Raw genomic sequence first — 13,118 nt, forward strand, 5'->3', positions numbered from 1 at the left:
TTTATAATTAATAAATTTAACATATTTAAAGGCTGAAAGCTAGATAACATCTAACTTTCAGCCATCGAAAATTTTATACTTTCCTGTACTTTAAAAAAATAGAGACTGGTAACCCGGCGAGGACAAACCAGTCTCTATCATTTATCAGCACTTTACGTACCAACTGCTCATTTAATATAACATATCTATAATACTAATACAAGAAAAACTTATTTATTCATATATTACATAACACTCATTAGTTCATCATTCATTATTATTCAAGTTTTTCTCCATTAGATTCAATTACTTTTTTATACCAGTAAAAGCTTTTTTTCTTTCTTCTTTCCAATGTTCCATTACCTTCATTATCTTTATCTACATAAATGAATCCATATCTTTTGCTCATTTCCCCTGTTGATGCTGATACTAAATCTATGCATCCCCATGAAGTATATCCTATAAGATTTACACCATCAGCAATAGCTTCTTTCATAGCTTTTACGTGTTCTCGTGAACTACTCGCCACTTATAGAAGTGGGAGCTTCTTGGTCAATATACCCAACAGTACAAGTTTACCCAAGCTAACAAGGTAGTTCCTACCTCAATATAATACCAAAATTACATTGCTAATTTCAGTAGATTTATACTAGCATTTATATCTCTATCGTGGTTAGCACCACAACTCGGACAAGTCCAATTTCTTAATGCTAAATTCTTTACTTCTTTATTTTTATAGCCACACTTAGAACATAGTTGAGAACTTGCGTAATTAGATGGAGCTATTATTATCTCTTTACCATACCAATTAGCTTTATATTCTAACATTGTCCTAAATTCTGACCAGCTTACTTCACTAATCGCCTTAGCTAATTTATGATTTTGCATCATGTTTTTTACTCTCAAATCTTCTAAAACTATTGTTTGGTTTTCGCTAATAATTTTAGTTGATAATTTATGCAAAAAATCTTTTCTTTGATTAGCTATTCTTTGATGAAGCTTCGCCACTTTTAATCTTGCTTTATATCTGTTATTACTCCCTTTAACTTTTCTACTCAACCCTTTTTGTAATTTAGCTAATTTCTTTTCAGATTTTCTAAGACTTTTCGGATTATCAAACCTATCTCCATTGGAGCATATAGCAAACTCTTTTAACCCAAGGTCAACACCTATTTTATTATTACTCTTTGGCAGTTTAATATTTTCAGTATCTACTAAGATAGAAATATAGTATTGATTACTTGTCGTTTTAGAAATTGTTGCAGATTTAATTAATCCTTTGAATTGTCTATGCAAAACTATTTTTATTTTAGATTTTAATTTTGGAATTTTTATATAACCATTATCAATGTATATAGTCCCATTTTGATTATTGGTTGTATAACTAAATCTATTAGTTTTCTTAGACTTAAATTTAGGAAATCCTACTGACTTATCTCTAAAGAAGTTTTTGTAGGCTTTATCTAAGTTCATTTGAGCATTAGCTAAAGCTAAACTGTCAACTTCTTTTAACCACTCATATTCTTTCTTGTATTGAGCTGGTTTAAGATATTTTATAGCTTTAATATCTAAATCTTTATTTTCTTCGTAAGATTTAATTCTATCAGCTAACATTTGATTATATATAAATCTAGTACACCCAAAAGTTTTAACAAGATATTCTCTTTGTTCTAAATTAGGATATATTCTGTATTTATAAGTCTTTAACATTATTTCACTCATTTCATTCCTTGACTTTCAATATACTTTCTTACTACTTCAATAGGTGCTCCCCCAGTAGTTAATAAACAATAACTTCTACTCCAAAAATATTCTTTCCATAGTTGCTTTTTTATAAGTGGATATTCCTTTTTTATAAGTCTACTACTTGCTGATTTATAAGCATTTAGGAATTTAGATATTTCGGTGTTTGGTGAACCTCTAAAAAGTAAGTGAACATGGTCTGTATCATGATTCCATTCTTCTAAAGTTACGTTATACTTAGGTGAAATATACTCAAATATTTCTTTTAGTCGTTTGGATATATCATCATCAATTACTTTTCTACGGTATTTTATAACCAATACTAAATGATATGATAACTTGAATACTGAATGATTATTAGTATCTAAATCCATTTATATTCCTCATTTCTATTATTTACTACTGATTATATTGTACTACTATTGTTGACTATCGTCAAGTGCTATACATCTCCCACCTAAAGAGGATGAGAGAATTTCGCACATTTAGTTAAACTCCTGCTTATGTAATCTTTTTATATCCCATAACATTGAATTTTTCATTTCCATATTATTTTTATATCTATTAATAGTAAAACTAATATGATCAGTAAGTGTTAAATAAATATTTTCGTTTAATGTTGTTTCAAGCTTTGATTCAGCATATTGGATTATTTCTTCGGCAACTTCAATACATTCTAATGGTATATCATTAATTAATTTAAGAAACTTGTCATTTAAATTATTATTATTTAAAACTTTATATATTTTCATAACCTTTATTATCCTTTTTAACAATATAATTATATTTTTTTCTTTCTATATTGATGTTGTACTAAAATAATAGCAATAATAATATATTCATCACTAAAAAAACCTAAATCAATAGCAACCAAAGTTAGTTTTATAGCTAACCATAATATTACTATCAATTTAGGTTTTGCCTGCTTACCAGTAACAATCCATAAATAGACTATCTCTTAACTTATTTTTAGTATATCATCCTATGTAAACATTATTAAATGATATTAATAAATTCTTTTTTCATCAAAAATTTCTTTCTAATCTCTATAATTAATAACAAGCTTCTAAAATTGTTAAAATATCTTCTGCCGTAAGTTTTTTATATCCTCCACCTAACACTGTAGAGTTTGCTATAAGTGGTAACATTTCTTTTGTTGCTCCAAGGTCCCTAAGAGAAGTAACCATACCACATTCTTTAATAAATGATTCTAAGGCTACAAGACCTTCTTTAGCAATCTCATCCTTAGTTTTACCTTCTGGTGATACATGCCATACTTCCTTAGCAAATCTAACAAATTTATCTAAACCATAAGTATAAATATAATTATAATATGGAATAGAAATTGCTGCTAATCCCATACCATGTGCACAATCAGTATAAGCACCTAATTGATGTTCAATCATATGCACTTCCCAATCTTGCTCTTTTGCAAGACCAGCCATAGTATTAAGAGCAAGGGTAGCACTCCACATAATATTACTTCTAGCTTCATAATCATTTGGATTTTTAATAGCCACTCTTGCATTATCTATCACTGAACGAAGAAGCCCTTCAATTACATAATCAGTAGTATTATTATCATTTCCTGAGAAATATTGCTCCATAAGATGTGACATAATATCAAATATACCACTTACCATTTGATATTGTGGAACTGAAAAAGTATACTCAGGATTTAAGATTGAGAACTTTGGATATACTTCTGATGGATATACTCTACCATTTTTAAGTTTTAATTCTTCATTAGTAATAACTGAGCCACCATTCATTTCTGAACCAGTACCAACCATTGTTAAAACAGATCCTACTGGTACAATTTTATTATTAACTGGTTCAAAATTAATCCAATATCTTGTAAAGGCATCTCCTTCACAATAAGCTGCAACTGAAATTGCTTTAGCACAATCTATTACAGATCCACCACCAACTGCTAATATAAGATCTACATTATTCTCACGAACAAGCTTTCCACCTTCTAAAACTTTACTATAAGTAGGGTTTGACATAACCCCAGAAAGCTCTATAATCTTTTTTCCTCCCTCATTTAAAATCTTAACTATTTCATCATATAAACCTATTTTCTTTATAGAGTTCTTTCCATATATTAAAAGTATTGTTTCTCCATAACTTTCAAGCTCCCCTTTTAACTGATTTAAAGAATCCTTCCCAAAATGTATTCTTGTTGGGTTATAATAAATAAAATCAAATAACATAATCTTCCTCCTATATTTTCAATATATCTTTATTTATACCTAAATAAACTTTAGTATTTTCCCAATACCTATATCTATTTAAATAACTTAAGTTTAGTATACCAGTTGAAGTTAACTCTAAGTCAAATACTTTTTTAACAAATTCTTTTAGTTAATCCAATAACTTTCACACTAATTATTAATAGTGACTTTACCATTAACTCCCTTAGACAATATTTCGCATTTTTTTTAAATGTTTTATTATATAATTAATTAAGAAAAATGAATAGTAGAACTTTGAATTGATTATTTACTTAAAGAAATAGAGTAGAATTCTTTAAGGTAGAAATGAGCTTAGCCTGTCCATAAGTCAGATAATAATAATTAAGGAGGTTTTTAAAGAATGAAAAAAAAGATAAAAATTTCAACTTTTATATACTTTATTTGGATTTTAATTGGAATTAGTATTATTATTTCTCCATCTGTTTTTAAAAATAATTTTAATATTGAATTTGGCAAAAAAATAATTACTTGTTATGTTATAGCTTCAACTATGATTCCCATCATATATCATAGGATAAAAAATTAAATAATTTTAAAATTTATAATTAAACATACTATAAAAAAGTTAGATTCTTTATACGCCTTTGTATTTTAGCAAATGGGAAAGTGGCTCCGATAGTTTCCTTGAAGCCATTAAAACCGTCAACGCATATAGTAAAGTTTTGCTCCTTAATATATTCTTTTAATCTTCATAAATTCTATCATTTATACCTTATTTATAATATCCTAATTATTTCTATATCTTTATTAACAAACTTAATGTTCCTACTGTTATTAAAATAAGTCCTGCTGCTGACTTTTTAGAAAGTTTTTCCTTTAAAAATATATATGCAAAAGCTACTGTCACTAAAATACTCAACTTATCTATAGGTACAACAATAGATGCTAAACCATCATGAAGAGCTTTATAATAGCAAAGCCAAGATGCTCCTGTGGCAATTCCTGACAATCCAATAAACAGTAAGCTTTTTTTACTTATTTTCTTTACTTGTCCATGTTTTTTTTGTAAAAATACAATAAGCCATGCCATCATAAGTACTACTATAGTTCTAATAGCTGTTCCTAAATTTGATTCTACATTTTCAATACCAATTTTCGCTAATATAGAAGTAAGTGAAGCACATACTGCTGATAGCACTGCATATATAAGCCATGCCTTATTTTTAACTTCCTTTTGATCTTCTTCCTTCTTTTGAATCATTAAATATGTTCCTAGACCTATTGCTATCATTCCAATTACCATTGGTACGGTTATATCTTCATTTAAGAAGATAAACGCTAGTACCATTGTTAAAATGGTGCTGGATTTATCTATTGGTACCACCTTATTAACATCACCAAGCTGAAGTGCTTTAAAATAGCATAGCCACGATGCTCCTGTGGCCATACCAGATAATATTAAAAATATATAGCTCTTAATACTTATGTCTACAAGTTGGCTTTGAGATCCTACAATAAATACCATCAGCCATGAAAAAATAAGAACTACAATGGTTCTTAATGCTGTTGCTACGTGAGAATCCACATCTTCAATACCTATTTTGGCAAGTATTGATGTTGCACCTGCAAAAAGTGCCGACCCAAAGGCGTATAAAATCCACATTTCTTTCACCTCCAATCATTTTTTAATTAAAAGCCTTCTTTAACGAAGCGCTCTATTCTTCTAAGTGCTTCATAAATATTTTCCATTGATGATGCGTAGCAAGCTCTAATAAATCCTTCTCCACAATCACCAAAAGCATTACCTGGCACAGCAAGTATTTTTTCTTTTAAAAGAAGCTTCTCACAAAATTCTTCTGATGAAAGCCCTGTAGACTTAATACATGGAAATACATAAAATGCACCTAAAGGCTCAAAACATTCAAACCCTAACTTTCTAAATCCATCTACAAGCACTCTTCTTCTTCTATTATATTCCTTTACCATTTCACTAACGCTTTCATCACCATTTCTCAATGCTTCAATAGCTGCAAATTGTGCTGTCGTTGGTGAACACATTATTGCATATTGATGTATTTTTTTCATTGCATCTATTAATACCTTGTTTCCACAAGCATATCCCAGTCTCCATCCTGTCATAGCATAAGCCTTTGAGAAACCATTAATCACAAGAGTTTTATCTTTTATCTCTGGGAAACTGGCAATAGATACATGTTCCTTATTATAAGTAAGTTCTGCATATATTTCATCTGATATAACTATTACATCTTTTTTCTTTAAAACTTCCACAATAGGCTCCAATTCTTCTCTAGTCATTATTGCTCCTGTTGGATTGTTAGGAAAAGGTATGATAACTACCTTTGTCTTTTCTGTAATAGCTTCTTCAAGTTCATCAGCTGTTAGCTTAAAATCATTTTCTACTTTTAACTCTAATACATTTGCTTTAGCACCTGTAAATGTAGTACAACCCTTATATGCCACAAAACTTGGCTCTGGAATAAGAACTTCATCACCTGGACCAACCAATGCCCTTAAAGCAATATCTATTCCTTCACTTCCTCCCACTGTAACAAGTATTTCATCTGATGGGTTATATGACAAATCAAATCTTCTTTTTAAATATTTAGCTATTTCTTCTCTTAACTCAATAAATCCGGCATTAGAAGAGTAGTGCGTATCTCCTTGCTCTAATGAGTATATACCAGCTTCTCTTATATTCCATGGTGTAACAAAATCCGGCTCTCCAACACCTAATGAAATAACATCCTCCATTTCATTTACTATATCAAAAAACTTTCTTATTCCTGAAGGTGGCATCTCCTTTACTTCTTTCCTAATCATATTTTCTAGTATCATATAAATATAGCCTCCCTATTATCAGTATTCTTCTTTTCCTTAAATATTGTTCCATGGTCCTTATACTTCTTTAATACGAAATGCGTTGCTGTTCCATCTACATTATCAAGTACTGCTAACTTTTGCGCTACAAAAGTAGCCACCTCTTTCATGGTCTTTCCTTCCACTATAACAGTTAAATCAAAACCACCAGAAGACATTAGATAGCACGCTTGTACCTGATCATATCTATATATTCTCTCTGCAACCTTATCAAACCCTTCTCCCCTTTGAGGAGTAACCTTCACCTGTATTAATGCTGTAACAACTTCCTTCCCTGTATTTTCCCAATTTATCAGTGTTGTATATCCTGCAATAATACTTTTTTCTTCATAATCTTGTATTGCCTCTCTTACCTCTTCAACAGTCTTGCCAGCCATAACTGCAATCTGCTCATCGGTATACCTAAAATTCTTCTCCAATATCTCTAAAATTTCTTCCAATTTTATACCTCCAAATTAAATAAATGTTTATTTTATTCTATAATAGCTAAGCCTCTTCCAAAATTATCTTATACCTAAACTTTTTAAAGCCATAAAAACTTATTTCTTTTTCTATACAAAAAAGCCTCATCCCTTAAAAAGGGACGAAGCTGTAATTCCGCGGTACCACCCTCATAAACAACATAAATTGTTCACTCAGTAGAAATAATAATCATTTCTCCTTTTATAACGTAAAGGTAACGTCTCAACCTACATTAAGCTCTAAACTTAGTTCTCAGTTAAGCAATTCAAAGGCTGCTTCTAAAAAGAATCATTACTAAGTCTCACCAAACCTTAGCTCTCTAAAAATAATATCTTTAAATACTCTTCCTCATCACTATCTTTATTATGATTTTATCTATATATTAATTATCTAATATAACCAATTGTAAGTCAATGATATTTTATTTACATTTTGCTATATCCATCTCTTAATTCTTTTTAAAATTCATTATTACCTTAAATAAATCACCATCAACTTCAATTTTAAAGCTTCCACCTTGTAATTCTACAAAGCTTTTTGCAATGGCAAGACCTAATCCTGAACCTTCAGTATTTCTAGATTCATCACCACGAACAAATCTTTCCACTATTTCATTAGTATTAAAATCTATTTCTTCTGCCGCCATATTTTTCATTATAACTTCTACATTATCTTCTCTTTCTATTATATCTAAATATACCCTACTATTTGCCATAGCATATTTTGTTGCATTTATAATAATATTTTCAAAGATTCTAAAAGTACATTGGCTATCTAATTGAAGCACTACCTTTTCTTCTGGAAAATTATTTTTAAATGTTAATGATGAAGCTTTAATTTTATCATCTAATTCAAGTAGTGTTTGCTTCATTAGTGAAACAATATCTATCTCCTCGATATTTAATGTTATATTTCCACTACTTGCTTTACTCATTTCGAATAAATCTTCAATAAGATTCTGTAATCTTTGTGACTTTCTATCCACTATTTCTATATATTGCTTACGCTTTTCCTGGCTTAAATTTTCATCTTTTAAAAGATCAACATAAGTTATTATTGCTGTAAGAGGAGTCTTTAAATCATGCGAAACATTAGAAATTAAATCAGTCTTCATTCTTTGACTTTTAACTTCTTCTTGTACTGCTTTCTTAAATCCCCCTTGTATTTTTTCTAAATTATCCTTAAATGGATTAAATACACCTAAATCTTCTTCCATCTTTACATCAAGGTTTCCTTCTGCTATTTCATTGGTAGCTTCTGTTAGTATCTTATATTTTCCACTAATATCATTTACATATTTTCTAATTAAAATAAATAATATTACCGAATATATGATTATAAATGGAATTCCAAAGAACCAAATAAAAGATAAAATTAATAATATAGCTGCATTTATTAATACAAGCTTTAAAATATACTTATTGTTATTTTCCTCTAAATTTATTTCTGTTACATAATTTATAGTCTTCTTAAGATATCTAAATATCCAAACTAATATTCTACCTATGATACTTCTGCTCTTAAAATATTCTTTAAATCCAATTTTAAACATTGATTTTATTACTGTCATTCCAAAGAAAGCTATGGCAAAAATTCCAAACCATACAGCTATATTAAATGTACTTACCATGCCCTCAGATACTATCTGATTCTTTATTATAGGTAACTCCTTTAAATACGATACCCTTATCATACTTTCAGCTGCTGCAATCCATAATGCTATATCACAACTTATAATAATGAACCAAATTTCAAATGGTATTTTTAAAATATTAAAATCTTTAACCTTCTTATATGGGAATATTAAAGCTATTAATAGTATTATAGCTATAACACCTGCACTAATTAATGTTCCATAACTGTTATAACCATAATATAAAGCATTATCTATATTCAATGAAAGATTATCCGAATACATTAGTTCATTTTGTATAGCAAATACATAAGTCATATTTCTAATAGGACTTATAATTTGAGATGCTTCACCTTCAATAATATCTTTATAATCATACATAGTTGATGATATAGTATTCGCATTAACTCCCTTAACATCACTTAAAGAAATATTCCCATTTTCATCAAAATTAAGTACTACAGTAAATCTATATTTATCCATATCCATTGCAGATAAATCTATGGTTTTATCCTCTTTAACGGTAATACTATCACTGATATTTGTACTAGTTAAACCACTTTTCCTATCTAAAGCAAAATATTGAAGATTAACTAAACTCCATTTTAAATTTGAAATCCATTCATTAAAGTCCTCATTAAATCTGTAATATACTTCATCTTTATATGATTCTTCATTACCGTCATAAAAATAGTTCATGCTATTTTTATCTATAAATATATCTTTAGGTTCTTTTATTTCTTCACTATTTTGGTTTTTAATTTTATAATCTAATGCATAACTAGATTCTATTAATATCTTAGCAAAATCATAGTTTTCTAAATAATTATATGATGTATCCTTTGCTAATTTACTTATAAAAGGATATGTTTTAAACATTCCTATGGCTGCTATAAATAATGTTAATAATATTATTAAACTAGTTAAAATCTTATTTTCTTTTTTATCATTGCTTTTCAAGTTTATATCCAACTCCCCACACCACCTTTAAATATTTTGGTTTTTTCGGATTAATTTCTATTTTTTCTCTTATATTTCTCACATGAACCATTATTGTATCTGTATTAATAGCCTGTTCATTCCATACTCTTTCATATATTTCCTCAGCTGAAAAAACCCTACCTGGATTTCTTATAAGTAATTCAAGAATTTTAAACTCACTAGGTGTCATCCTTATACTTTTACCATCAAGAATTACTTCCTTAGTATCAGTATTAAGTTCTAAACCACCAACTTCAAATACATTGGTATTTTCCTCTTCATGCTTTACCATATTTAAAAATCTTGAGTATCTTCTTAAATGTGAATTTACCCTTGCTAAAAGCTCTAATGGTCTAAATGGCTTAGTAACATAATCATCTGCTCCTATATTAAGGCCCATTATTTTATCAACTTCTTCTGATTTTGCTGATAACATTATTACTGGAAAATCATATTTTTCTCTAAGCTTCATAACAAAAGTTATACCATCCATCTTGGGCATCATTACATCCACTATAGCTAAATGTATTTCTTCGTTGCTTAAAACCTCTAACCCCTCTATACCATTACCTGCCATAAAAGTCTTATATCCTTGATTATTTAAGTAAGCTTCTATTGCTCTAGCTATATCAATTTCGTCTTCAACTATTAAAATACTATATGAATTCATAAAACTCCTTCTTTCATTAAAACATTATTAACTAACTCTATTATAAATGAATATAAATAATGTTCCATATTGTGCTAAGTATTGAATTATAGTATTACCTTCCATTGGTTCACTCTCCTTTTCTTAGTATAATTATATAATAAAGGATAAAACTTAAGAAAAAAGATTAATATTTCTAAAGAAATTCTAAATAAAAAAAACTGCAAGCTACTTCATCCATAGCTCCAGTATTACTCCAATACCTTTCACAACAATTATTTTGTAATGTATTTACCACAGTTCTGGAAATATCTATAACTTGCTAATTTAAAAATAACTATTTTGGTAATACTATTTATTATTAATAGATTGTTGAATAACTATTTTTTGCAAATTTTATTTATTCAACAACCTATCTATTAAGTATAAAAGGAGAATGATATTATGGAAAAATTAAGTTTTGTAATTGAAAACCAACTTGGTGTTGCTAAGGATAATGAAGAATTAAAAAATAGCCTTAATGGTCAATTTAATGGAGAAACTGCTGAAGTAGGACTTTACTTAGCAATGGCTAGAGTTGCTCAACGTTCAGGTTATCCTGAAATTGCAGAAGTACTTAAAGTTATTGCTTGGGAAGAAGCTGAACATGCAGCTCAATATGCAGAACTTACTGGTAGAGTATCTGACTGTACTAAAACTAATCTTACAAATATGATGAATGGTGAAATTGGTGCCAACAAATTAAAAGCTGAATTAGCTCAAAAAGCAAAAGCTGCCGGACTTGAGGAACTTTATACATTTATTGATCATGCTGCAAGAGATGAAGCAAGACATGCAAGTATGCTTCATGGAATGCTTAATCGCTTATAATTATAACCTTTAATGTAAAATAGCCTTAGCTATAATATCCTATGCTAGGCTATTTTTATTATTCTTAATTTATAACCCGTAACTCATAATAAAAAAAGGTTGTATTTGCAAATATTTTTCTCTATAATGTACAAGTATCTTTATTGAATGGAATCTTTTTTATCAAAAGAGTTTAATAAATTTAATATTGATGTTGAATAATTAATATTTTTACAAAAGATTACAAACAATATAATACATAAATAGGAGGACAACTTATGAGTAATCAAAAACATCTTGGTGATGCACCTATTGGAAAGTTGTTATTACAATATTCTATTCCAGCCATCATTGGTATGGTAGTAAATGCCCTATATAACATTGTTGATAGAATGTTCATCGGAAATATACCTGATATAGGTTCACTAGCAATAACTGGTGTAGGTATTACTATGCCAATTATGACAATAGTGCTAGCCTTTGGTATGCTTATTGGTATTGGTACTACTGCTAATATCTCCCTTAATTTAGGAAAAGGAAATAGAACTACAGCTGAAAAGCTTTTGGGAAATGCTTTTACTTTAAGTATAATAGTAGGACTAGCTATTGCAATAACTGGAACTATCTTCGCTAACCCTATTCTAAATCTTTTTGGTGCCAGTGAAAATACACTATTTTATGCAAAAGAATATATAGGTATAATTTTGCTTGGATGTACATTTAATATTCTTTCATTTGCTTTAAACAGTACAGTAAGAGCTGATGGAAATCCTAAAATGTCTTCCATAACCATGGTAATTGGCTGTGGTGCTAACATTATACTAGATTATCTATTTATCTTTGTACTTAATCTAGGAGTTAAAGGTGCTGCTTTAGCAACTATTATTTCACAAGCTATTACTTTCTTTATAATTTTATATTACTACACAGCTGGTAATTCAAACTTAAAGTTAAAAATTGAAAACTTTAAATTAAAAAAACACCTAGTAACTATGACTTTTGCCATTGGAATAGCTCCATTTGCTACACAAATAGCTACTAGTTTAGTTCAAGTTATTGCTAATAATGCCTTAAAAACTTATGGTAGTGATTTAGCAATTGGTGCTATGACAGTAATAAGTTCATTAAATATAATATTTATGATGCCTATATTTGGTATAAATCAAGGGTGCCAGCCTATTATCGGATTTAATTATGGTGCTAAAAAATATGAAAGAGCTAAAGAAGCATTTAAATACGCTACTATTGCAGCCTGTGTAATATGTATTATTGGTTTTGTATCAATTCAATGCTTCCCTACACAAATCATCAGTTTATTTAATAGTGATCCTGAATTAACTACATTAGCAATAAAAGGAATTAGAATATATTTATTAATGATGCCTGTAGTAGGAATAAATATTGTTGCCACAAGTTACTATCAATCAATTGGTAAAGCTAAAATATCTATGTTTGTAAGTCTTTTAAGGCAAGTAATATTATTAATTCCATTTACAATAATCTTACCTAAGTTTATTGGATTAGATGGTGTTTGGGCAGCTGGCGCTTGTGCTGACTCACTTTCAGTTATTATAACGTTAATATTACTAAAAAAAGAATTTAAACAACTTGATAAAATGCAGTTAGAAAAAATTGCTTAGTTGTACTATATTTTAACTACTTTATAATTACATTATATACAAAAAGGGAATTCAAATACGAATTCCCTTTTTTAGCTAGTATTAAA

At 28.7% G+C, this 13,118-nt stretch carries 13 protein-coding genes, 1 pseudogene and 1 other annotated feature; of the genes and pseudogenes, 3 read left to right on the top strand and 11 right to left on the bottom strand.

Annotated elements, in window-relative coordinates:
* Positions 1–256 precede the first annotated feature (256 nt).
* The 6 genes and pseudogenes from BHW04_RS11340 to BHW04_RS11365 all read right to left on the bottom strand — a co-directional run.
* Positions 257–493, bottom strand: a pseudogene (locus tag BHW04_RS11340) (family 1 glycosylhydrolase); the annotation flags it as partial.
* Positions 494–600: 107 nt separating this feature from the next.
* The gene (tnpB, locus tag BHW04_RS11345) at positions 601–1,689 is read right to left on the bottom strand and encodes an IS200/IS605 family element RNA-guided endonuclease TnpB (RefSeq protein ID WP_302699699.1); all 1,089 of its coding nucleotides are present in this window, start codon (positions 1,687–1,689) and stop codon (positions 601–603) included.
* A gap of 8 nt (positions 1,690–1,697) precedes the next feature.
* Positions 1,698–2,096, bottom strand: coding sequence for an IS200/IS605 family transposase (gene tnpA, locus BHW04_RS11350; RefSeq protein ID WP_302699701.1), 399 nt, complete (start codon positions 2,094–2,096; stop codon positions 1,698–1,700).
* 111 nt (positions 2,097–2,207) lie between these two features.
* Positions 2,208–2,474: a PRD domain-containing protein gene (locus BHW04_RS11355; protein ID WP_302699703.1), complete on the bottom strand. Its 267-nt coding sequence runs from the start codon at positions 2,472–2,474 to the stop codon at positions 2,208–2,210.
* Positions 2,475–2,503: 29 nt separating this feature from the next.
* Positions 2,504–2,632 carry a hypothetical protein gene (locus BHW04_RS11360; protein ID WP_302699705.1) on the bottom strand — a complete coding sequence of 43 codons (129 nt, stop codon included), beginning with the start codon at positions 2,630–2,632 and terminating at the stop codon, positions 2,504–2,506.
* 142 nt (positions 2,633–2,774) lie between these two features.
* Positions 2,775–3,938: an iron-containing alcohol dehydrogenase gene (locus tag BHW04_RS11365; protein ID WP_302699707.1), complete on the bottom strand. Its 1,164-nt coding sequence runs from the start codon at positions 3,936–3,938 to the stop codon at positions 2,775–2,777.
* 382 nt (positions 3,939–4,320) lie between these two features.
* Here BHW04_RS11365 and BHW04_RS11370 point away from each other — a divergent pair, with 382 nt between their 5' ends.
* Entirely contained in the window at positions 4,321–4,506 is a 186-nt protein-coding gene (locus BHW04_RS11370) for a hypothetical protein (protein WP_302630973.1), read from the top strand.
* Between the two features lie 210 nt (positions 4,507–4,716).
* Here BHW04_RS11370 and BHW04_RS11375 read toward each other — a convergent pair whose 3' ends face one another.
* The 5 genes from BHW04_RS11375 to BHW04_RS11395 all read right to left on the bottom strand — a co-directional run bounded on the left by BHW04_RS11375 (position 4,717) and on the right by BHW04_RS11395 (position 10,564).
* On the bottom strand, positions 4,717–5,583 hold the full coding sequence (locus BHW04_RS11375; RefSeq protein ID WP_302699709.1) for an EamA family transporter: 867 nt from the start codon (positions 5,581–5,583) through the stop codon (positions 4,717–4,719).
* Between the two features lie 26 nt (positions 5,584–5,609).
* Complete coding sequence (locus BHW04_RS11380; RefSeq protein ID WP_302699711.1) at positions 5,610–6,776, bottom strand: aminotransferase class I/II-fold pyridoxal phosphate-dependent enzyme; 1,167 nt, start codon at positions 6,774–6,776, stop codon at positions 5,610–5,612.
* Positions 6,773–7,258 (bottom strand): Lrp/AsnC family transcriptional regulator, encoded by a 486-nt coding sequence (locus BHW04_RS11385; RefSeq protein ID WP_302623370.1) that lies wholly within the window; start codon positions 7,256–7,258, stop codon positions 6,773–6,775. The genes BHW04_RS11380 and BHW04_RS11385 overlap by 4 nt, the downstream gene beginning before the upstream one ends.
* A gap of 136 nt (positions 7,259–7,394) precedes the next feature.
* Positions 7,395–7,644, bottom strand: a binding site (T-box leader).
* Between the two features lie 84 nt (positions 7,645–7,728).
* Positions 7,729–9,885 carry a sensor histidine kinase gene (locus tag BHW04_RS11390; protein WP_302623369.1) on the bottom strand — a complete coding sequence of 719 codons (2,157 nt, stop codon included), beginning with the start codon at positions 9,883–9,885 and terminating at the stop codon, positions 7,729–7,731.
* Positions 9,860–10,564 (bottom strand): response regulator transcription factor, encoded by a 705-nt coding sequence (locus BHW04_RS11395; protein WP_302623368.1) that lies wholly within the window; start codon positions 10,562–10,564, stop codon positions 9,860–9,862. The genes BHW04_RS11390 and BHW04_RS11395 overlap by 26 nt, the downstream gene beginning before the upstream one ends.
* 423 nt (positions 10,565–10,987) lie before the next feature.
* Between BHW04_RS11395 and BHW04_RS11400 the strand changes: the two genes are divergently transcribed.
* Together BHW04_RS11400 and BHW04_RS11405 are read left to right on the top strand one after the other, a co-directional pair.
* Complete coding sequence (locus BHW04_RS11400) at positions 10,988–11,413, top strand: ferritin-like domain-containing protein (RefSeq protein WP_022212772.1); 426 nt, start codon at positions 10,988–10,990, stop codon at positions 11,411–11,413.
* 257 nt (positions 11,414–11,670) lie between these two features.
* A complete protein-coding gene (locus BHW04_RS11405) occupies positions 11,671–13,032 on the top strand; it encodes an MATE family efflux transporter (RefSeq protein WP_302699714.1) in 1,362 nt (453 codons plus the stop codon).
* Positions 13,033–13,118: the final 86 nt, after the last annotated feature.

Source organism: Clostridium sp. 29_15 (genome assembly GCF_001916075.1).
Classification (GTDB): Bacteria; Bacillota; Clostridia; order Clostridiales; family Clostridiaceae; genus Clostridium; species Clostridium lentum.

Excerpts from the sequence above, each read along its gene's own strand:
- tnpB (WP_302699699.1), bottom strand. The coding sequence starts at position 1,689 with ATGTTAAAGACTTATAAATACAGAATATATCCTAATTTAGAACAAAGA.
- tnpA (WP_302699701.1), bottom strand. The coding sequence starts at position 2,096 with ATGGATTTAGATACTAATAATCATTCAGTATTCAAGTTATCATATCAT.
- BHW04_RS11355 (WP_302699703.1), bottom strand. The coding sequence starts at position 2,474 with ATGAAAATATATAAAGTTTTAAATAATAATAATTTAAATGACAAGTTT.
- BHW04_RS11365 (WP_302699707.1), bottom strand. The coding sequence starts at position 3,938 with ATGTTATTTGATTTTATTTATTATAACCCAACAAGAATACATTTTGGG.
- BHW04_RS11370 (WP_302630973.1), top strand. The coding sequence starts at position 4,321 with ATGAAAAAAAAGATAAAAATTTCAACTTTTATATACTTTATTTGGATT.
- BHW04_RS11375 (WP_302699709.1), bottom strand. The coding sequence starts at position 5,583 with ATGTGGATTTTATACGCCTTTGGGTCGGCACTTTTTGCAGGTGCAACA.
- BHW04_RS11380 (WP_302699711.1), bottom strand. The coding sequence starts at position 6,776 with ATGATACTAGAAAATATGATTAGGAAAGAAGTAAAGGAGATGCCACCT.
- BHW04_RS11395 (WP_302623368.1), bottom strand. The coding sequence starts at position 10,564 with ATGAATTCATATAGTATTTTAATAGTTGAAGACGAAATTGATATAGCT.
- BHW04_RS11400 (WP_022212772.1), top strand. The coding sequence starts at position 10,988 with ATGGAAAAATTAAGTTTTGTAATTGAAAACCAACTTGGTGTTGCTAAG.
- BHW04_RS11405 (WP_302699714.1), top strand. The coding sequence starts at position 11,671 with ATGAGTAATCAAAAACATCTTGGTGATGCACCTATTGGAAAGTTGTTA.